This is a genomic window from Streptomyces sp. NPDC093097 (assembly GCF_044754325.1).
Lineage (GTDB): Bacteria > Actinomycetota > Actinomycetes > Streptomycetales > Streptomycetaceae > Streptomyces.
On the sequence record NZ_JBIVOW010000007.1, the window covers coordinates 21,251 to 40,447 of the forward strand.

At 74.0% G+C, this 19,197-nt stretch carries 16 protein-coding genes; 7 read left to right on the top strand and 9 right to left on the bottom strand.

Annotated elements, in window-relative coordinates; translation table 11 throughout:
• The first annotated feature begins 19 nt into the window (after positions 1-19).
• Both ACIQE0_RS14345 and ACIQE0_RS14350 read left to right on the top strand, forming a co-directional pair.
• Entirely contained in the window at positions 20-1,507 is a 1,488-nt protein-coding gene (locus tag ACIQE0_RS14345; RefSeq protein ID WP_402331632.1) for an LCP family protein, read from the top strand.
• Positions 1,508-1,601: 94 nt separating this feature from the next.
• A complete protein-coding gene (locus tag ACIQE0_RS14350; protein WP_402331635.1) occupies positions 1,602-3,002 on the top strand; it encodes a hypothetical protein in 1,401 nt (466 codons plus the stop codon).
• Positions 3,003-3,074: 72 nt separating this feature from the next.
• Here ACIQE0_RS14350 and mgtA read toward each other — a convergent pair whose 3' ends face one another.
• Both mgtA and ACIQE0_RS14360 read right to left on the bottom strand, forming a co-directional pair.
• The gene (gene mgtA / locus ACIQE0_RS14355; RefSeq protein WP_402331638.1) at positions 3,075-5,789 is read right to left on the bottom strand and encodes a magnesium-translocating P-type ATPase; all 2,715 of its coding nucleotides are present in this window, start codon (positions 5,787-5,789) and stop codon (positions 3,075-3,077) included.
• On the bottom strand, positions 5,782-6,117 hold the full coding sequence (locus ACIQE0_RS14360) for a metalloregulator ArsR/SmtB family transcription factor (protein WP_366329259.1): 336 nt from the start codon (positions 6,115-6,117) through the stop codon (positions 5,782-5,784). Before ACIQE0_RS14360 ends, mgtA begins: the two co-directional genes overlap by 8 nt.
• Positions 6,118-6,330: 213 nt before the next feature.
• On the opposite strand from ACIQE0_RS14360, the gene ACIQE0_RS14365 reads away from it, so the two are divergent.
• Complete coding sequence (locus ACIQE0_RS14365; RefSeq protein ID WP_402331641.1) at positions 6,331-7,845, top strand: hypothetical protein; 1,515 nt, start codon at positions 6,331-6,333, stop codon at positions 7,843-7,845.
• 6 nt (positions 7,846-7,851) lie between these two features.
• Here ACIQE0_RS14365 and ACIQE0_RS14370 read toward each other — a convergent pair whose 3' ends face one another.
• The 5 genes from ACIQE0_RS14370 to ACIQE0_RS14390 all read right to left on the bottom strand — a co-directional run bounded on the left by ACIQE0_RS14370 (position 7,852) and on the right by ACIQE0_RS14390 (position 12,002).
• The gene (locus ACIQE0_RS14370; protein WP_402331644.1) at positions 7,852-8,964 is read right to left on the bottom strand and encodes a PP2C family protein-serine/threonine phosphatase; all 1,113 of its coding nucleotides are present in this window, start codon (positions 8,962-8,964) and stop codon (positions 7,852-7,854) included.
• A gap of 157 nt (positions 8,965-9,121) precedes the next feature.
• Entirely contained in the window at positions 9,122-9,988 is an 867-nt protein-coding gene (locus tag ACIQE0_RS14375) for a hypothetical protein (protein ID WP_402331647.1), read from the bottom strand.
• Positions 9,988-11,295: a VWA domain-containing protein gene (locus ACIQE0_RS14380; RefSeq protein WP_366329130.1), complete on the bottom strand. Its 1,308-nt coding sequence runs from the start codon at positions 11,293-11,295 to the stop codon at positions 9,988-9,990. Before ACIQE0_RS14380 ends, ACIQE0_RS14375 begins: the two co-directional genes overlap by 1 nt.
• 160 nt (positions 11,296-11,455) lie before the next feature.
• Positions 11,456-11,653 (bottom strand): DUF397 domain-containing protein, encoded by a 198-nt coding sequence (locus ACIQE0_RS14385; protein ID WP_402331651.1) that lies wholly within the window; start codon positions 11,651-11,653, stop codon positions 11,456-11,458.
• Positions 11,654-11,678: 25 nt separating this feature from the next.
• The gene (locus ACIQE0_RS14390) at positions 11,679-12,002 is read right to left on the bottom strand and encodes a Scr1 family TA system antitoxin-like transcriptional regulator (RefSeq protein ID WP_402331654.1); all 324 of its coding nucleotides are present in this window, start codon (positions 12,000-12,002) and stop codon (positions 11,679-11,681) included.
• A gap of 288 nt (positions 12,003-12,290) precedes the next feature.
• On the opposite strand from ACIQE0_RS14390, the gene ACIQE0_RS14395 reads away from it, so the two are divergent.
• The 4 genes from ACIQE0_RS14395 to ACIQE0_RS14410 all read left to right on the top strand — a co-directional run bounded on the left by ACIQE0_RS14395 (position 12,291) and on the right by ACIQE0_RS14410 (position 17,283).
• The gene (locus ACIQE0_RS14395) at positions 12,291-13,775 is read left to right on the top strand and encodes a Y4yA family PLP-dependent enzyme (RefSeq protein WP_402332270.1); all 1,485 of its coding nucleotides are present in this window, start codon (positions 12,291-12,293) and stop codon (positions 13,773-13,775) included.
• Complete coding sequence (locus ACIQE0_RS14400) at positions 13,772-15,118, top strand: pyridoxal-phosphate dependent enzyme (protein ID WP_402331657.1); 1,347 nt, start codon at positions 13,772-13,774, stop codon at positions 15,116-15,118. The genes ACIQE0_RS14395 and ACIQE0_RS14400 overlap by 4 nt, the downstream gene beginning before the upstream one ends.
• Positions 15,119-15,123: 5 nt before the next feature.
• The gene (locus ACIQE0_RS14405; protein WP_402331659.1) at positions 15,124-16,341 is read left to right on the top strand and encodes an aminotransferase class V-fold PLP-dependent enzyme; all 1,218 of its coding nucleotides are present in this window, start codon (positions 15,124-15,126) and stop codon (positions 16,339-16,341) included.
• A 165-nt stretch (positions 16,342-16,506) separates the two neighbouring features.
• The gene (locus ACIQE0_RS14410; RefSeq protein WP_366329114.1) at positions 16,507-17,283 is read left to right on the top strand and encodes a class I SAM-dependent methyltransferase; all 777 of its coding nucleotides are present in this window, start codon (positions 16,507-16,509) and stop codon (positions 17,281-17,283) included.
• 39 nt (positions 17,284-17,322) lie between these two features.
• Here the strand turns inward: ACIQE0_RS14410 and ACIQE0_RS14415 are convergent, their stop codons facing one another.
• On the bottom strand, positions 17,323-17,883 hold the full coding sequence (locus ACIQE0_RS14415) for a cysteine hydrolase family protein (protein WP_402331663.1): 561 nt from the start codon (positions 17,881-17,883) through the stop codon (positions 17,323-17,325).
• A gap of 326 nt (positions 17,884-18,209) precedes the next feature.
• Positions 18,210-19,046 (bottom strand): hypothetical protein, encoded by an 837-nt coding sequence (locus tag ACIQE0_RS14420; RefSeq protein WP_402331666.1) that lies wholly within the window; start codon positions 19,044-19,046, stop codon positions 18,210-18,212.
• Positions 19,047-19,197: the final 151 nt, after the last annotated feature.

Here is a 19,197-nt window from a genome sequence, read left to right on the forward strand (position 1 = left end):
CACGGACGAAGGTGCACACGTGACACGCAGCCACAGGGCAGAGGGCGCAGACGGGGGTGGCGACGGGCCCGTGCGCCGGCGCGGTCCCGGCGCGGTCCGTGCCACGGCCGGGGCGACCCTCTCGTTCCTGGTGCTGCTGGTCGCCGGGGCCGGCTGGCTCTACCTCCAGCTCAACGGGGACATCAACACCTTCGGCGCGGACGGCCTCAGCCGGGACCGGCCCGGCGCGGGCGCCGGCGGCAGCAACGTCCTGGTCATCGGCTCCGACTCACGCGCCGGCGCGAACCGCCGGCTGGGCGGCGGCCAGGGCGACGTCGGACGCTCGGACACCGCGTTCCTGCTGCACGTCTACGGCGACGGCCGGCACGCGCTCGCGGTCTCCTTCCCCCGGGACGCCCTCGTCGACATCCCGCCCTGCCGGCTGCCCGGCGGGACGTGGACGCCGGCCCGGCCCGGCGCGATGTTCAACTCCGCGTTCGCCGTGGGCAACACCCCCAAGGGGAACCCGGCTTGCACCCAGAACACCGTGGAGCAGCTGACCGGACTGCGCGTGGACCACACCGTTGTCGTCGACTTCGCCGGCTTCGCCGCGCTGACCACCGCCGTCGGCGGGGTGCCCGTCTGCCTGCCCAAGGACGTCTACGAAGGGGACCTCAACCCGCACCTGGGGTCCCGCGGCAGGCTGCTCTTCCCCCAGGGGCCGCAGACCGTCGCCGGGCAGCGGGCGCTGGACTACGTCCGCATCCGGCACGGCATCGGGGACGGTTCCGACATCGGCCGGATCAAACGCCAACAGGCGTTCACCGCCGCCCTGATCAAGAAGGTCAAGTCCCGCGGGATGAACCCCTCCACGCTGCTCCCGCTGGCCCGGGCGGCCACCGCGGCGCTGACCGTCGACCCCGACCTCGGCTCCGCGGACCGACTGCTCTCCTTCGCCCTGTCGATGAAGGACGTCGACCTGCACGACACCAAGTTCCTCACCGTGCCCTGGCGTTACCAGGGGGCCCGGGTCGCGATCGTCCACCCGGACGCCGACGCGCTCTGGTCCGACCTGCGCGCCGACCGCACCGTCGACGGCCAGGACGCCGGCGCCGGAGCCCGGGAGGACCACAAGGCCACCGCCCCGATGTCCGCCCCGACGCCGTCCGCGGCCGGTGTCGCCGTCGCGGTCTACAACGGCACCACCGTCCCCGGGCTCGCCGCACGCGCCGCGGCCGTACTGCGGGCCGCCGGGTTCACCGTCACCCGCACCGCCACCGCCCCCGCCCAGCAGCACACCGCCACCGTCATCGCCTACGGCCCCGGCCAACAGGGGCCGGCGCAGGCCCTCGTCCCGTACTTCCCCGGCGCGGCGCTCCAGCAGGCCACCGCACCCGGCCTCGCCGTCACCCTCGGCCAGGACTACGCAGGCGGCCCCGCGCCCGCGGCCGCCACCCCGACGGGGCACGTGGGAGGTGCGGCCCGCTCCGCCGCCGACAACCCCTGTTCCGACCTCTCGTACGGTTGACCCAGCGCACCCCACAGCGGTCGCCGGCACCGGTACGTTCATTTATCGCCCATGTCCCCTATGTCACCTTGAAGTTGAGGAGAAGATCAGTCCCATGACAGCCCTTAGCCGGCCCTCGCCCGGCCCGACGCCCAGAACCCTGCCCAGACTCCTGGCCGGATTCCTGCTGGCGGCCCTCGTGCTGCTCACCGGGGCGGCCGTCCTGCCGCAGCCGGCGCACGCCGCGGGCAGCGGCCTGGACACCGTCGCCGAGGCACTCAAGAAGAGCCCCGTGTACGTCGATCCGCGCGTGAGCGACCAGCTCCCGGACGCCGACCGGAACGCGCTCGCGCAGAAGATACGGGACGCCGACAAGCCGGTCTTCGTCGCCGTCCTGCCCGCCGCCCCCGAATTCCCCCCGGCGACCCTGCTGCAGGACCTGCGCACCAAGGTCGGCATCACCGGCGTCTACGCCGTCCACCTCGGCCCCAACGGCTTCAACGCCGGCGCCGACCCGCAGGTGCTCTCCCGCAACGCGGCGCACAACCTCACCGAAGCCGTGCGGCGGTCCCACCAGCATGACGCCAAGGGCATGGTCACCGAGTTCGCCCAGCAGGCCGTCACCCAGGCCCGCGGTGCGGCGCCCTCCTCGTGGAGCGAGGGCGAGGGCGCCGGCGGTTCCGTCACCGGGCTGCTGGTCGGCGGCGCCGTGGTGGTCGCCGGCGGTGTGGGCGGCTACGCCCTCTTCCGCCGCGCCAAGAAGCAGCGCGAGGAGCGGGAGCGCGCCGAACTGGAGGCGCTGCGGGTGGTCGTCGACGAGGACATCACCGCCTTCGGCGAGGAGCTGGAGCGCCTGGACTTCAACCCGTCCGAGCCCGGCGCCACCGACGCCATGCGCACCGACTACACCGGCGCCCTGGACGCCTACGACCTCGCCAAGACGCGGATGGCCGAGGCCCGCCGCCCCGAGGATGTCCGTCCGGTGACCGAGGTCCTGGAGGACGGCCGGTTCGCGCTGGCCACCCTGGCCGCCCGCCGCACCGGCGCCCCGCTGCCCGAGCGCCGGCTGCCCTGCTTCTTCGACCCGCGGCACGGCCCGTCGACCACCGACGTCCCGTGGGCCCCGCCCGGCGGCGCCCCGCGCCCGGTCCCGGCGTGCGCCGCGGATGCGACCCGGGTCGCCGACGGCCTGGAGCCGATGTCCCGCACCGTCCAGACCCCGGGCGGCCCGCAGCCCTACTGGGACGCCGGACCGGCCTACTCCCCGTGGGCCGGCGGCTACTTCGGCGGCGGCAGCGTGCTCACTGCCATGGTCGCCGGCACCGTGCTCGGCTCGGTGCTCAGCGCCCCGAGCGCGTACGCCGACTCCCCGTCGTTCATGGGCCCCGAGGGCGGCTCCGAGTCCGGCGCCGACTTCAACCCCGGGGACTTCGCCGGCGGTTTCGGCGACGGTGGCGGCTTCGGTGACGGGGGTGGCTTCGGCGACGGCGGCGGGTTCGGCGGCGGCGACTGGTGAGCCGACCGGCCCGATAGCCGCGCCGACTCCCTACGAGAGCCGCGCCGCCCCCTACGAGGGCGCGCCCACGGATCAGGCCGACGATCCGTCGGGCGCGCCCTCGCCGTCGTCGCGGCGCTCCCGGCGCGCGTACCGCGTCCGCGCGAACGCCAGCGCCGCCCCGTAGAGCATCAGCACGATCGACAGCAGCAGGTAGTACAGCGGCGGCGGAGCCGACATCGCCAGCACCGGGGCCAGCGGGGACACCGGCAGCAGCAGGCCGACCACCGCCAGCGCGGTCACCGCCAGGTGGACCGGACCGACCGGCCGCCCCTCGGCGGACCGCCGCCCCGTGCGCAGCAGCAGCATCACCATCCCCTGGGTGAGCAGGTTCTCGGTGAACCACCCGGCGTGGAACATCGTCGGGGGATCCGTCCCCGGCGTGGCCCGAGCGGCGAGCGCCAGCACCCCGAAGGTCGCCAGGTCCGCCGTGGCGTTGATCAGGCCGAAGACGCTGATGAAGCGCAGGAACACCCGCGGCCGCAGCACCGCGGGCCGGCGGGCGGCGCCCGCGGCCGGCCGGTCGAAGGCGAGCGAGAGCTGGGCCGCGTCGAAGCAGAGGTTCTGCACCAGGACCTGCGCCGGCAGCATCGGCAGGAACGGCAGCAGCAGCCCCGCCGCCAGCATGGCGATCACGTTGCCGAGGTTGGACGACAGCGTGATCCGCAGATAGGCCGCGATGTTGCCGCTGGCCAGCCGGCCGGTGGTGATCGCCCGCTCGATCGCGGTCAGGTCCTTCTCGGCCAGCACCACATCGGCGCCCTCCCGGGCCACCGGCACCGCCCCGCGCGGGCAGATCCCGACGTCGGCGGCGTGCAGCGCCGGCAGGTCGTTGACGCCGTCGCCGAGGAAGCCGGTGGTGTGCCCGGCCGCGCGCAGCGCCGTCACGATCCGGGCCTTGTCCTGGGCCGTGCACCGCGCCACGACCGTGGCCCGCTCGACCGCCTCGGCCAGCGCCGCCCCCTCCAGCCCGGCCAGCCGGTTGGCGGTGAGCACCTCGCCCGGCGCCAGGCCCAGATCCCGGCAGGCCCGGGCCGCGGTGCCCGGGTGGTCGCCGGTGAGCACCTTCACCGCCACCTGGCGCTCGGCCAGCACGTGCAGCGCAGCCGCCGCCGACGGCGCCAGCGCGTCGCTCAGCGCCACGAAGCCGAGGAAGGTCAACCCCCGCACGTCCGCGTCGGTGTACGTACCGAGCCGGGGGCGGCGGTCGCAGCGGGCCACGGCCAGCAGCCGCAGCCCGCCGTCCGCCTCCGCGGCGGCGAACCGCAGCAGCCGCTCCCGGGCGGCCTCGTCCAGCACGGCCTCCGCCCCACCGGTCCGCAGCCGCCGGCAGCGGGCCAGCACGTCCTCCACCGCGCCCTTGACGACCAGGGTGTGGGAGCCGTGCTGCCCAGGGCGGCGGACCACCGCGGTGGACGTCCGCACCGCCGGGTCGAACGGCAGCGCCGCGATCCCGTCGAACTCCAGCGGATCGGCGCCCTGTTCGTCGGCGGCCGTCAGGACCGCCTCGTCCAGCGCGTCCGGCACCGGCAGTTCGGCCAGCTCGATCGTCCAGAAGCTGTTGACCGCCGCCCAGCGCAGCACCTCCGGATCGGGCGCGCCGTCGGCGTCCACGGAGCGCGCCACCACCGGCCGGTCCTGGGTGAGCGTGCCGGTCTTGTCCAGGCACAGCACGTCGATCGCGCCGAGGTCGTGCAGGGCGGGCAGCCGCTTGACGATCACCCCGCTGGTCCGGGCCAGCAGTGCGGCGCCGCGGGCCAGCGCGGTGGTCACGATCACCGGCAGCATCTCCGGCGTCAGCCCGACCGCGACCGCCACCGCGAACGGCAGCGTCTCGAGCCCCCGCCCGCGCAGCGCGGCGTTGGCCATCAGCACCAGCGGCGGCGTCAGCAGCATGAAGCGGATCAGCGTCCAGGCGATGCCGTGCACCGACCGGTCGAAGGCGGTCTCGCCGCGCCGCCGGGCCTGCTCGCGATAGGCCGCGGCGAACCGGGTGTCCCGACCGGTCGCCACCACCAGGCCGGTGCCGCTCCCGGTCGCCACGCTGCTGCCCTGGAAGCACAGGTGCCCCGGCTCGTCCGTTTCCCGCTCCGTGGCCGGCGGGGCGTCCAGTGCCTGCTTGGGCACCGGCGCGGACTCCCCGGTCAGCGCCGCCTGATGCACCGTCAGCCCGCTGGTGCGCAGCAACCGCACGTCCGCCGGGACGAGATCGCCGGGCCCCAGCCGCACCACGTCGCCGACCACCACCTGGTCGACCGGGACCTCCCGCACCTGCGGCGGCGCGTTCTCATCGGCCCGCCGCTGGACGGAGGCGGTGGTGGCGACCATCTCCCGCAGCGCCGCCATCGCCCGGCCCGCCTGGTGCTCACCGCCGGACCGCAGCGCGCAGCTGACCACCACCAGCGTCATGATCACGCAGGCGGTGCCCCACGACGCGACGGCCGCCGAGACCAGCGCCAGGCACAGCAGCACCGTGGTGAACGGATCGCGCAAGGCCCCCAGGAACCGCCGCGGCCAGGACACCGGCCGCCACGACGGCACGACGTTCTCCCCGAAGCGGGCCAGCCGCTCCTCGGCCTGGGCCTCGGTCAGCCCGCGCGGCCCGCTGTCCAGCCGCCGCATCAACTGCAACGACGTCAGCGCCGCCGAATCCCCGGCAGCGCCCGGCGGCCCGACCGCGCCCGCGCACACCGCCTCGGCGTCCGGCGGCACCGGGCCGGTCCCCGGCACCGCGGTGGTCTCAGGCACCGAACCGTCGCAGGCGGGACGGTGCCGGGTGTGCGCTGCGGGCGGCGCGTTGGAGGACGAGGGTGCGCATCACCGCGACGGTTTCGGGGTCGTCGACGAAGTAGACCACCCGTCGGCCCTCGCGGCGGGAGCGGACCAGGCCGGCCAGTTTGAGCTTGGACAGGTGCTGGCTGACGGCGGGCAGCGCTCCGCCCACTCGCTCGGCCAGTCCGCTGACGTCGCTCTCGCCCTGGGCCAGCGCCCAGACGAGGTGCAGCCGGGGAGGCGAGGCCAGCAGCCCGAACACCCCGGCCGCCTCGGCCAGCACCTCGGCCGACGGATCGACCATCGCCTCCCCCTCGATGCTCCGCACCACAGCCGCACTCCGTCCCTTCACACCCCGTGCCCCGAAGCGCCCAGTGTAGGCGGCGCGCCGGATCCGCCGGCAGGCCGCAGCCGGCCGCCGGACCGGCGCGTACGGAGCGCCGGGCCGGCCCGCTGCCCGCATGATGGCGAAGGCATGCCCCGGCCCCACCGGTGCCCCACCCCGCGAGGTCTGATCATGGACGAGAGCCGGTCCCTGCCGGAGCCCCGGGCGGTACGGACGGCTCCGGCACCCGCCCGCACCGGCCGGCGGCCGTCCCCCGGACCCCGGCCGCTGCCCTGGCCGGCCCTCACCGCCGCGGCCTTCACCCTCCTCCAACTCGCCCTGGTGGTGCCCGGAACCGGACTGGGCTGGGACGAGACGGTCTACGCCAGCCAGCTCGCCCGGGACGTCCCGGCCGCCTTCTTCAGCGCGCCCCGGGCCCGCGGCATCACCTACCTCATCGCCCCCGTCACCGCGCTGACCCCCGCCCCCGCCGCCCTGCGGATCGCCCTCGCCGTCCTCTCCGGCGCCGGCCTGTGGGCGGCGCTGCGGGTCTGGCGCCACCTGCTCCCCACCCGCGTGCTCGCCCTCGGCTGCGCCCTCTTCGCCACCCTGTGGATCACCCTCTACTACGGCCCCCAGGCCATGCCCAACCTCTGGTCCGCCTACGCCGCGCTCGCCGCCACCGGCTACTTCCTCCGCGCCGTCCAGGACCGCGCGGACCGCCGCGCGCTCGTCGGGCTCCCGCTGGCCGTCGCGGCGGCGGCGCTCATGCGCCCGCCCGACGCCGTCTGGCTGGTCCTGGTGCCGACCGTCGCGGCCCTGGCGGTGCCCGGCCTCCGGCGCCCCGCCCTGGTCCCGTTGATGGCCGGCGGGCTGCTGCTGGGCGCCGCGGACTGGATCGTCGAGGCCCACACCCGCTTCGGGGGCCTGCTCGCCCGGCTGCACCGCGCCGGCGAGATCCAGGGCGGCATCGGCTGGCACCTCGCCGTCGGCGACCAGATCCGCAGCCTGGACGGGCGCGGGCTGTGCCGGCCCTGCGACGTGCCCTGGACGCACCCCGCCACCGCCGTGTGGTGGTTCCTGCTGCCGCTGCTGACCGCCGCCGGCATCCTCGCCGCGCGCCGCGCCCGGCGCCCCGCCACCGCCGTGCTGCCGGCCGCCGTCGCGGCGGCGACCGCGGTGCCCTACCTCTTCCTCATCGACTACGCCGCGCCCCGCTTCCTGCTGCCCGCCTACGCCCTGCTGTCCCTCCCGGCGGCCGACGGACTGTGGCGGACGGCCGCCCCCGCGGGCCGGTTCCGACCGCGCCCCACCGCCCTCCTCGCCGCCGCGCTCGCCGCCCACCTGGTGATCCAATGCGCGGTGCTGACCGGCAACACCGCCCGCAACCGCCATATGCGCCGCGACTTCACGGCCGCCGCCACCGCCCTGCACAGGATCGGCGTGCGCCCGCCGTGCACCCTGTCCGGCGACCACGCCGTCCAACTCGCCTACTACACCGGCTGCGCCTCCCGCCAGACCGCCGGACCGGACGCCGGCACCACGCCGGAGCAGCTGCGCGCCGAGGCCGCCCACCGCCCGGTGGCACTGCTCGTCCCGCCGGCCACCGCCCCGCCCCCCTTCGCCCGCGGCTGGCGACCCGCCCCCCTGCCCGACGCCGGCCGCTTCCGCGGCTACCGCGCCTACCTCGCGCCCGTAGGCCCCTGAGCGCGCTCAGCGGTGGGCGGGCGCCGGCGGCCGGGTGAGGGCGATCATGGCCACGTCGTCGCCGAGATTGCCGCCCGCGTACCGCAGCAGATCCTCGCGCAGACGCCGGATCAGCGCGGCCGGATCGGTCTCGTTCCACGAGGCCAGCCGGTCGGTCAGCGGATAGAAGGCGCCCGAGCGGTCCCGGGTCTCGATCACGCCGTCGGTGTAGAGCAGCAGCACCTCGCCCGGCCCGAACGCGAAGCTCTCGACCTTGTAGTCGTTCTCCGCCGGGGCCGTCAGTCCCAGCGGCACCGCCGGCTCGGCGACCTCCAGCGACCGGATCTCCCCGTCCCGCAGCACCAGCGGCGGGGGATGCCCGCAGTTGACCACCTCGACGCACGGTCCCTCGTCGTAGACGTCCAGGACCAGTGCGGTCACGAAGGACTCGGGGTCCTCCTCCGGGGCGTGCGCCATGTTCCAGTGCACCGCGTTGCCCAGGTGCGCGACCGCCGCCCGCAGCGGGAGGTGCTGGTAGGCCGAGCCCCGGAACGCCCCCACCACCGCCGCGGCCTCCCCGATGGCGGTCAGACCCTTGCCGCGGACGTCCCCGATGACCAGCCGCGTCCCGCCCGGCACCGGTGCCGCCGCGTAGAGGTCGCCGCCGATCTCGGCCTCGGCCTCCGCGGCGATGTACGCCGACTCGATCCGCAGCGCCCCGCTCCGGCGCGGCAACGGCCACAGCAGCACCTGCTGGGCCGCCACCGCCACCGTGCGCACCTGGCTCAACTGCCGCCGATGCCGGTCGCGGGCGTAGCGGAAGAGCGTGACCAGCACCGAGATGACGACCAGCGCGGCGATCTGCGCCTGGTGGTTGGAGGTCGTGACCCCGCCGTGCAGGAAGGCGATGAGGATCTGGGCGGCCACCGCCAGGGCCCCGATGGCGCCGGTGAGGACGGGGCCGGCGAACGAGGCGGTGAGCGCCGGCGCCGCCACCAGGAACGGCCCCAGGTGGACGGTGGCGGGCGCGGTGAGGTCCAGCACGGTGACCGCCGCGATCAACGCGAGCGGCAGGGCGACCAACCCGTGGCTGAGCCGCCAGGGCCGGCCGCTGCCGGAACGACGGTGCCGGACACGCATACCTCTTCTTTACACCTGCGCAGGCCGGGGCGCCCGCAGGCCCGGCGCGTCGGCTCCTCGCCAGGGAGGTCCGGCGGCCGGGCGGTCCCGGCGGGGCGCCCGCAGGCCCCCGCCGGGACCACCCCACCGCGACCGTCCGATCCGGCCGCCGGTCCGGTCAGGCGCCCGGCGGCAGGTACGTCGGCCGGCCCGACCCGCGCGTCATGCGGTAGCCGCCGATACCGGCCAGGGCCGCCAGCACACCGCCGATCCCGGTCCACACCCAGCGGTCCGACCACCAGCCCGAGGTCCAGCCGCCGTCCGGCGCACCGTCCGCGGCGGGCTGCTGCGCCGAGGCGCTCTGCTGCGGCTGGGGCGAGGCGGCCCCGGCCCCCTGCACCAGGGGAGTGGACAGCTTCCCGTCCACCGCCTGGGCGCCGCCCGCGTCGGTCGCGGACGCCTCGACCTCCGTCTCCACCGGCTGCCCCAGGTCCTCCTGCGGCAGGTCCAGGACGGTCAGCCGGACGTAGTAGTTGCCCGGCAGCGGGTCGTTGGACCACTGCTCCGCCCAGCCGCGCACCGTGCGCAGCGAGCAGTACAGCTCGACCGTGCGGGCGTCCTGGGCCGCGGCCTTGGTCTGCACGCCGTACCGGCACGCCTGGCGGCGGCGCAGCCCGTCGTACACGTCCAGCTGCCAGGTGGCCGAGCCGTGCCGCGCGGTCTCCGGCAGCGTGACCTTCGCCTTCACGGTGACCCGCTGCCCGGCGTCGGCCGGCAGCACCCAGTACAGGTAGTCACCGGTGGAGGCGCTGGCGGTGGCCCGCTGCTCCAGGGTGATCGGGGTCGCGGTACGGAAGGACGTGCCGGCCTCCGTGGGGCCCTTGGCGAGGTCCCCGTCCTCAGTGGCGCCGGCACTCGGGCTGGGGCTGTCGGCGACGGCCGCCCCGGCCCCGGCCACACCGCCGGCGAACGCCAGCACCGCGGCGCTCGCCAGCAGCCCGGCGGCCCGCACCGTACGGGTCGTCATGCGACGTACGCTACGCATCAGTTGGTCCTCCAGACGGTGACGCGCCAACGGGAGATCCAGCCCCACACCACGCCGCCCACCAGACCGGTGAGCACCAGGGCGCCGAGCAGCCACCAGCCCCGGCCGAGGCCGAAGGAGGCCACGTCGGCGGCGTTGTGCGGCCCGTCGACGAGGTCGACGGCCAGTTCCACCGGCATGCCCGGCTCGGTCTTGACCGAGGGGCCCGCCGAGAAGGAGTTGCTGACCTGGAGGCAGACCGTCTCCGCGAGGTCCTTGGAGGCGTCGTCGGCGGAGCTGTCATCGGGCTTGGCGTAGCGCAGCCCGGTGGAGATCACATCGGTCCGGCCGTCGCCGGCCTCCGCGCCGCGGACGATCTCCCGGCCGTGCACGGTCGAGGCGCGCAGCAGCACCCCGTAGTCGTTGTTGACCGCGCGGTCCGCGCCGACGCTCACCGAAGCGCGCAGCTCCTGGCCCGGCTTGACGTCCACCCGGTACCAGCGGTGCTCGGCGAACTTCTCCCGGTCGCTGTAGAGACCCGGCTTGAGCTCCGGGGCGGTGGCGCACTGCGCCGCGCCCTGGGTCGCCACCGGAGTGGCCACCGGGCGTGCCGTGCGGTCCACCAACTGGTGCACACGCTTCTTGAGTTGGTCGGAGTGCTGCACCGAGGTGTAGGTGCCACCGGTCGCCTCGGCGATGCAGCTCAGCTGGCGGCGGGTCTTGGCGTCCGGCAGCAGCCCGAGGGTGTCGACGGTGAGGTGGATGCCCTGGGCGGCGATGTCGCGGGCCACCTGGCAGGGGTCGAGCGGCTGGCAGGTGTCCTCGCCGTCGGTGATCAGGACGATCCGGCGCTGTCCGTCACCGCCCTTGAGGTCCTGGGCCGCGGCCTGGAGGGCCGGGCCGATCGGCGTCCAGCCGGTGGGCTGGAGCGTGGCCACCGCGGTCTTGGCCTCGGTCCGGTCCAGCGGCCCGACCGGGTAGAGGAGCTTGGTGTCCTTGCAGCCGACCAGGCGGTCGTTGCCGGGGTAGTTGGCGCCCAGCGTGCGTATGCCGAGCTGGACGTCCTTGGGGACGGCGTCCAGCACCTCGTTGAACGCCTGCTTCGCCGCGGCCATCCGGCTCTGCCCGTCGATGTCCCGGGCCCGCATCGAGCCGCTGACGTCGAGGGTCAGCTCCACCTTGGGGGCCGACGCGGCGGTCTCCCCGGTGGGCTCGCCGGCGAAGGCCGGAGTGGACGGCAGCGCCAACGCCATCGCGGCGAGCAGTCCGCACACCCCGGACGCCAGCCTTTTTCTGGTGATCCGTTTGCTGATCGTTCTGGTGATCATCGCCGGATCGTATGGAGAAAACGGACCTGACTCCAAAACGAACCTGATGCCCCTGGCTGACACCCCCCGCAGCCGGCGGGGCATACTCGCGGTGCCTGGCGCGAGACGCCCCCGCCGGGAGGTCCCTGACGGGGGCGCGTGAGCACGTACGGCGCCGCGATCAGCCGTGAGTCTTGGCGAAGCCGACCAGGCCCGACCACGCTCCGGCGGTCAAGGCCAGATGCGGGCCGTTGGGCTTCTTGCTGTCACGGATCATGAACTTGCCGGTGTCCAGGGCGTGTTCCGGCGCCCACTCGATGCACTGGCCGCCGTTGTTGCTGTAGGAGGACTTGACCCAGCGGAAGGAATCGGGAGTCACAGGGTGCCCTTTCGTAACCGATTGATCAGGCGACAGGCGCCTTTTGGCTGAGCGCGACAGCGTGCATCTGATGGTAAGTCGTCAGTATGGGCGACGCTGCGACGCTCTCGCGGTCCAAGCGCCCTCGCTGCGCTGATTCCGCGTAGGTCATGAGCTGTCGCTTCGGAAGCGTCAGCACTGTGACCGGCAGATCAAACGGACGGTGCTCGCCCATGCTGAACGGAGCGACCTGAAGTGTGGTGTTCGGCAGCTCGGCGAACTCGATCAGCCGCGCCAGCTGTGCGCGCATGACGGCGGGTTCGCCGACGGGCCGACGGAGGCAGCTTTCGTCCAGCACGGTCAGGACCATGGGCGGACAAGCTCGGGCAACCGCCTCTTGCGGCTTGGTCCACCAGGGCACGAGCGTTTCGGCCTGACCGTGGATGCCGAGGGTGAACGGGCGTGGGTGGACAGTCCAGTTGAGGCATGGCCCGTGTGACGTCGACGCCGTGCGGCGCCCGGTCCGGACACGAGGCGTGTCGCCGGATGCCGACGGCGATGGGCGGGCGTAAAGGCCGCCAGGAGCGGGAAGTGGTTAACGGCGAACCGAGCAGGTCGTGTGCGTGCCCACATCGGAGGGGATCCCTTGGCGGCTGCTGTGCCCTCGTCTCCGGAGCCGCTGTCTCTGGAACCGCGCCTGGAGCGGCGTTTGGCGTCGCTGCTGGGTGCGGGGGACTTCCTCCCCTCGCTCGTCGACGCGCTGGGCTCGCCGCTGAGCGTGCTGCTGCCCGATCAGATCGCCGAGAACGTCGAGCGGTTCCGTGGCGCGTACGGGACCCACCGCCTCGGCGGTCAGGTCTACTTCGCACACAAGGCGAACCGCTCCAGCGCGCTGCTGCGGCGGCTCGCGGCGACCGACGCGGCGGTGGACGTCGCCTCGCTGGGCGAGCTCCAGCACGCCCTCGGCGCCGGGTTCACCCCGGACCGCATCATGGCGACCGGGCCGAAGAACCGCGAGTTCCTGTGGCTCGCCGCGCGCACGGGCGTGCTGGTCAACGCCGACTCCCGTGGTGAGCTGGACGAGTTGGCGGCCCTGGTGCGCGCTCGTCGACTCGCCCGAATACGGGTACTGGTGAGGCTTTCCGCCTTCGACGGGCCCGGGGTGCGGGTGCGGTCCCGGCCGAGCCGCTTCGGCATCCCGGCGGGAGAGGTGGACGGCCTCCTCAAGGCCGTCGAACAGCACGCGGAAGCACTGGAGTTGATCGGTGTCGGTTACCACCTCGACACCACCAGCCCGGAGGAGAAGGCGCGTGCCCTGGAGGGGTGCATCCGGGTCATGGACGCCGCCCGGGGGCGGGGGCTGCGGCCGCAGGTGGTGGACATCGGCGGCGGGTTCGGCGTCAACTACCTTGAGCACGCGGGGGAGTGGGAGCGCTACACCTCCGAGCTGACCGCCGCGGTGCTCGGCCACCGCCCGCCGCTCACCTGGCGCGGCCACGGCTACGGGCTCCGCAACGACGCCGGGACGCTGCGCGGTGCGCTCGGTCTCTATCCGGCGCACCGACCGGTCGCCGGCGCCCGCTATCTCGACGAACTGCTCGCGCTGCCGTCCCCCTCGTTCGGCGGCCGGGCGCTGGCCACCCTCCTGCTGGAGAACCTCTACGACCTCTACACCGAGCCGGGCCGGGCGCTGGTGGACCAGTGCGGACTGGTGCTCGCCAGGGTGCTGGAGGTGCGCCGTACGGACAGCGGGGAGCCGCTGGTGCGGCTGGCGATGAAGGCCGACGACGCGGCGTTGGAGGAGCACGGGGTGCTGATGGACCCCATGCTGCTCGGCCGGGACGGCTGCCGCGTCGGGCGGGGCGACGGCGACGGCCCGGCGGTGGGCGCCTATCTGGCGGGCAGCCTGTGCCTGGAGGCCGATCTGATCACCCGCCGGATGGTGTTCCTGCCCCGGCTGCCCCGCCCCGGCGAACTGCTGGCCTTCGCCAACACGGCCGGCTACTGCATGGACTTCCAGACCAGCCGCGCGCAGCACCAGCCCGTCGCGCGCAAGGTCGCCGCCTGGCAGGAGGACGGTTCCTGGCGCTGGTGCCTCGACGAGCAGTACTGGCCGATCACACGTCCAGGGGGAGAGCATTGAGGTACGAGAGCATCACCGAGGCCATCGGGAACACCCCGCTGGTGCGGATCGATCCGGCCGTGCACGGTCTGCGCCATATCGACCTGTACGCCAAGCTGGAACTGCTCAACCCCTTCGGGTCGGTGAAGGACCGGGCGGCCTGGAACATGGCCCGGCCGGGCCTGGCGGCGGCGGTGGAAGGCGGCAGCCAGGTCGTGGAACTCTCCAGCGGCAACACCGCCAAGGCCCTGGCGGTGATCGCGGGAATGCACGGGCTCCCGTTCAAGAGCGTGACCAACCGGATGCGGATACCGGAGATCAAGGATCTGCTGTTGCTGCTGGGCGCCGACATCGAGGAGCTGCCCGGGCAGAGCGAGTGCCTGGACCCGACCAACACCGAGGACCCGCTCACCCTCTTCCACCGGGAGCTGTCCGAACCGGGCACCAGCTACCTCCACACCGACCAGTACTTCAACTCCCGCAACACCGAGGCGCACGCCACCGGCACCGGCCCGGAGATCGTCAAGGACCTGGACGGCCGGGCCCCCGACTACTTCGTCGCCTGTGTGGGCACCGCCGGTTCGTCCACCGGCGTGGCCCGGACGCTGCGCGAGCACGACCCCCGGGTGCAGGTCGTCGGACTGGTCGCCGCCAAGTCCGACTTCATCCCCGGCATCCGCACCCTGGACGAGGTCCACGAGGTCGGCCTCTTCGACCCGGCGACCTACGACACCGTCGAGTCGGTCAGCTCCGGCGAGGCCATCGAGGGGATGCTGGCCCTGTCCCGGCGCTGCGGCATCCTGGCCGGACCCACCGGCGGCGCCGCGTACTACGGCACGGTACGCCATCTGAAGGACATCGACGCCGAGTTGGCGGCCGAGCGGCGGGCCGGCGGCGAGGAGGCGCGCAGATCGGCGGTGTTCATCGTCTGCGACCGGATCGAGAGCTACCTCAGCTACACCAAGCGCCGACGCCCCGACCTGTTCCGTCAGCCGGCGCGCGGCAACGACCCGGCCGCCCTGACGGACGCCGAGGTCGCCGCGGCGCCCGCGATCGACACCCAGGAGGCGCAGAAGTGGATCGAGCGGGACCGGCCGCTCGTCGTCGACCTGCGCAGCCCGTTCGCCTACGCCGCACTGCACATCGAGGGGGCGATCAACATCGTGGACCAGCTCTTCGACGAACTGGTGCAGGGCGGGCTGCCGTTCAGCACCCGCCAGCCGGTGCTGCTGGTCTGCCCGGTCGGCGAGCAGTCCGCCCGCTACGCCGCCCTGCTGACCCGCATGGGCCATCCCGACGTCCGCAGCCTCACCGGGGGCGTCATCGCCTGGCGGGACGCCGGCGCGCCGCTGGTGCGGGACTGACCGCGATGGCCCCGATCACCGCGCACGGGCAGAGCGCCGCGCTCCTGGAGGAGCTGGGCCCGTGGCAGCGCGCCCTGCGCGCCCAGTTCCCGATCATCACCGGGAACCCGGAGCTGGCGTACCTGGACAGCGCCGCCACCACGCAGAAGCCGCAGGCCGTACTGGACGCCGTCCAGGCCCAGTTGACCACCGCCAATGCCAACGCGGGCCGCGGCTCCTATCCGTGGGCCAACGCCTCCACCGCGCTGGTGGCCGAGGTCCGCGACCGGATCAAGACCTTCCTCGGCGACCCGGCCCCGGAGCGCTCGGCCGTCCACTTCACCAGCGGGACCACCGAGGGGCTGCGGCTGATCGCCCGGGACTGGCTGCCGGAACTCCTCACCGACGGGGACGAGATCATCGTCCCGTTCGCCGACCACGAGGCCAACCTGGCGCCGTGGCAGGAGGCGCAGCGGCTGCTGGCGCGGCAGGGCGTGCGGATCGAGGTGCGGGAGCTGCCGTACCAGACCTCGTCGGGGGACTACGATCCGGCCGCGCTGGCCGAACTGGTCGGCCCCCGCACCCGCTTCGTGGCCGCCACCCACGTCCACCATGTCTACGGCGGCAACATGAACGTCCACCTCCTCCGCGAGGTGGTCGGTCCCGACGTGCCGATCTGCCTGGACGCCGCGCAGAGCGTCGGCCATCTGCCGGTCTCGGTGGCCGGACTCGACGTGGACTTCGTGGTGTTCTCCGGTCACAAGGCGCTGGCGCTGCCCGGCTCGGGCGCGGTCTGGGCCCGGCAGGCCCGCGGCCCGCAGCTGGACCCCGGCGGCTGGCGCGGCAGCCCCAACACCACCGGGATCGCGAGCCTGGCGGCCGCGCTGGACTGGCTGGACGCCGCGGGCACCGAGCGGATCGGGCGCTGGACGGTCGCGCTGGCCGCCCGGCTGACCGAGGGACTGCGCACGCTCGACGCCTACGAGATCGTGGGGTGCCAGAGCAGCCTGGCCCTCGACGCGTCGGTGCAGCAGCGCTGCGGGATCGTCACCTTGCGGCACCGCTCCATCGGCGCGAGCGACCTCGGCTTCATCCTCTTCAGCCACGGCTTCATGGTGCGGACGGACGGCCACTGCCAGGCGGGTGCGGGGGAGCGGGACAGCTCGGTCCGGGCGAGCCTGCACGTCTACAACACCCCTGAGGAGATCGACCGGTTGCTCGCCGTGCTCGCTTCCCTGGCGTGAGTGCCGTTCCGTGTCTGTTCGGTGCCGTTGTGTGGCCGTTCGCTGTCGGTCGGTGCCTCTCCGGAGTGAAAGGGGGGCCCTATGGCTAATGGAAACCGTTTCCACCTGTAGCCTCGTTGCTGATCTTCTCAACGCAGCGGGACACGGTAGGAGTGGTGCGACCAGATGGGGCTGAGCATGGCCGTCGCGGAGTGGTGGGTGGAGCGCTGGGAGCGCCAGCAGCGGCGCTACGCCATCGACCGCGAGGAGCGGTTCACAGTGATCGCCGACGTCGTCGAGTACGTGACGAGCGGTCAGCGCACACCGCTGGTCGTCGACCTCGGCTGCGGCCCCGGCTCGCTCGCCGCCCGGCTCGCCGAACGGCTGCCGTCCGCCGAGGTCGTCGGGGTGGACATGGACCCGCTGCTGCTGGAGCTGGCCCGCACCCACCACGCCTCGGCCGCCCGCTACGTCGACGCGGTGATCGGCGCGGACGGCTGGACCGAGGCGCTGGAGCTGGGGCGCCCGCTCGACGCCGCGGTCTCCACCACCGCGCTGCACTACCTCCCGATGCCCACCCTGCGCCGCACCTACGCCCAACTCGCCGCCCTGCTACGGCCCGGCGGCGCCCTCGTCAACGGCGACCACCTGCCGCAGTCCGGCGCCGTCGCCGGTGCGCTCGCCGCCCACATCGGCCGGTGCCGCGCCCGGCGGTTGCGGGACGGCGACCACGAGGACTGGGAGTCGTGGTGGGCGGCGGTGGCCGCCGAGCCGGAGCTGGCCGCACCGCTCGCCGAGCGCCGCCGCCGGCTGAGCGTGCCGGCCGCCGGCGACGGCGACGGCGGCGCCGACAACGGGCTGTCGGTGTCCGAGCACGCGGCACTGCTGCGTGAGGCCGGCTTCGCGCACGTCGTCCCGGTGTGGCAGTTCGGCGACAGCTGCGTGCTGGTCGCGATCCGGTAGCGCCTGCCGGCACACCGTTGTGCCGTTGTCGGCCTGCCGCTACGGACGCGCGATCGTCCTGCACCACTCGTCGACGGTGACGACGTCCGCCCACTGCGGGAACAGTCGCTCGACGAGGACCCGGTGCACCTCCGGGTCGAGGTCCAGGCAGCCGTCGGAGAGGACCGTGAGGCCGAAGTCCAGGTCGTTCGCCTGGCACACGGTGGACAGCACCACCGCGCTGGTGGCGATGCCGGTGAGCACGAGACTGTCGATACCGCGTGCCCTCAGCACCACGTCGAGATCGCTGCCGGAGAACGCGCTCGCCCGCCTCTTGGTGACCACCACGTCGCCCGGCCGGGGCGCGACCTCGGGGTGGATCTCGGTGCCGGGCGCACCCTCGACGAAGAGACCGGCCTGGGCGATGGCCGCGAGCGGCTTGTTGCGCGTGCCGACTTCCGGGAAGCCGGGACGCAGGGCGATGACCACGTAGATCACGGGCAGGTCCGCCGCCCGCGCCCCGTCGATCGCGCTGCGCACACGTGACAGATACCCGGAGCCGTCGTCGGCGAGGTCCACGATGGTCTGCTGGACGTCCATCACGAGAAGGGCGCTGCTCATATCGTCTCCAGGGGGGCATCGGTTCGGCGGTGGAACGGGCCGGGTTCTCCGTGTGCGGACGCTGCGCGGCCTCGGGCGAGGTGCTGGTGCGTCCGTTGGGCAGGAGGAGCGGCGGGCGGACGAACTCGCTCTCCGCTTCAGGCAGTTCATGTCGACATACCGCCCACCCGTGATCCACCGGCCAAGGGTAGGCGACGGCGGACCTGCGGGCGCGGTCGCCAAGTCCCGCCGTCCGCCCGGAGGACGGGGCGGGCGGTGTCCGGTGCGACGGGCGTGCGCACCGGACACCGCCCGGCGGGCGGGACATCGCGGACGTGTTTCCGGAACTAGGCGACGCGCCGCGGGACGTCCGCCGCGTCCTTTGGGGTGTCCTTGCCGCTCACCGCCAGGTAGCCGATGAGCAGGGCGATGGGCACGGTCAGGGTCAGTGTGACCGGTCCGGTGCCCCAGCCGAGGCCGCCGCGGGCGGCCGGGACGCCCATCCAGTCGGCGAAGGAGGCCCCGAGCGGGCGGGTCAGGACGTAGGCGCCCCAGAACGCGGCGACCGCGCCGAGGCCGAGGAACCGGCCGGCGAGCGCGGGCACCAGGATGAGGGCGCCGAAGACCAGGCCCGCGGTCAGGTAGCCGAGGTGCAGGGTGCCCGCGGTGAGGTCGCCGACGGCGGTGCCCAGGGCGAAGGTGGTCAGCACGGTGGCCCAGTAGAACGTCTCCCGGCGGCGGGTGCGGACGCTGTGGATGGAGAGCGTGCCCTCGCTCGCGTACCAGGCGGTCAGGATGACGGCCAGCGCCACCGCGAAGGCGATCGTCGAGACCAGGTACGGGACGCCGAGGATGACATGGACGACGTCGGCGGCCATCGTGCCGAAGACACTCACCATGACGATCGCCGACCAGTAGAGCGCGGCCCGGTAGCGGGGCGCGCGGAACTGGGCCGCCAACAGGACGGCGAAGCCGGCGAACCCCAGGGCGCCGGCGGGTATCGGCCCGAGCGTCCGGCCCAGGTAGTCCGAGGCGGTCTCGCCCATGCCGGTGGTGAGGATCTTCACCACCCAGAACAGCGCCGTGACTTCGGGGACCTTGCTCAGGCCCGGAGCGGCGCCGCGGTATCGTCCGCGGGCCTGTGGTGCCGCCACCGCCGTGCCGTTCGGCTGTCCGATCGTCATGTGGTGCCCTTCCGGCGCATGGTGGCGCACGTTCCTGGTCAGCGAATGTCTACAGGACTGTAGACGGTCGAGGGGGAGGGTGGGTTCACTGGGCGGAGCCATCAATCGCCGGAGGCCGGCCGGATCTCCGCCCGCCGGTCGTCGCCACCGC

Excerpts from the sequence above, each read along its gene's own strand:
- ACIQE0_RS14350 (WP_402331635.1), top strand. The coding sequence starts at position 1,602 with ATGACAGCCCTTAGCCGGCCCTCGCCCGGCCCGACGCCCAGAACCCTG.
- ACIQE0_RS14360 (WP_366329259.1), bottom strand. The coding sequence starts at position 6,117 with ATGGTCGATCCGTCGGCCGAGGTGCTGGCCGAGGCGGCCGGGGTGTTC.
- ACIQE0_RS14390 (WP_402331654.1), bottom strand. The coding sequence starts at position 12,002 with ATGGTCCTGACCGTGCTGGACGAAAGCTGCCTCCGTCGGCCCGTCGGC.
- ACIQE0_RS14375 (WP_402331647.1), bottom strand. The coding sequence starts at position 9,988 with ATGCGTAGCGTACGTCGCATGACGACCCGTACGGTGCGGGCCGCCGGG.
- ACIQE0_RS14370 (WP_402331644.1), bottom strand. The coding sequence starts at position 8,964 with ATGCGTGTCCGGCACCGTCGTTCCGGCAGCGGCCGGCCCTGGCGGCTC.
- ACIQE0_RS14415 (WP_402331663.1), bottom strand. The coding sequence starts at position 17,883 with ATGAGCAGCGCCCTTCTCGTGATGGACGTCCAGCAGACCATCGTGGAC.
- ACIQE0_RS14405 (WP_402331659.1), top strand. The coding sequence starts at position 15,124 with ATGGCCCCGATCACCGCGCACGGGCAGAGCGCCGCGCTCCTGGAGGAG.
- ACIQE0_RS14420 (WP_402331666.1), bottom strand. The coding sequence starts at position 19,046 with ATGACGATCGGACAGCCGAACGGCACGGCGGTGGCGGCACCACAGGCC.
- ACIQE0_RS14380 (WP_366329130.1), bottom strand. The coding sequence starts at position 11,295 with ATGATCACCAGAACGATCAGCAAACGGATCACCAGAAAAAGGCTGGCG.
- ACIQE0_RS14365 (WP_402331641.1), top strand. The coding sequence starts at position 6,331 with ATGGACGAGAGCCGGTCCCTGCCGGAGCCCCGGGCGGTACGGACGGCT.
- ACIQE0_RS14410 (WP_366329114.1), top strand. The coding sequence starts at position 16,507 with ATGGGGCTGAGCATGGCCGTCGCGGAGTGGTGGGTGGAGCGCTGGGAG.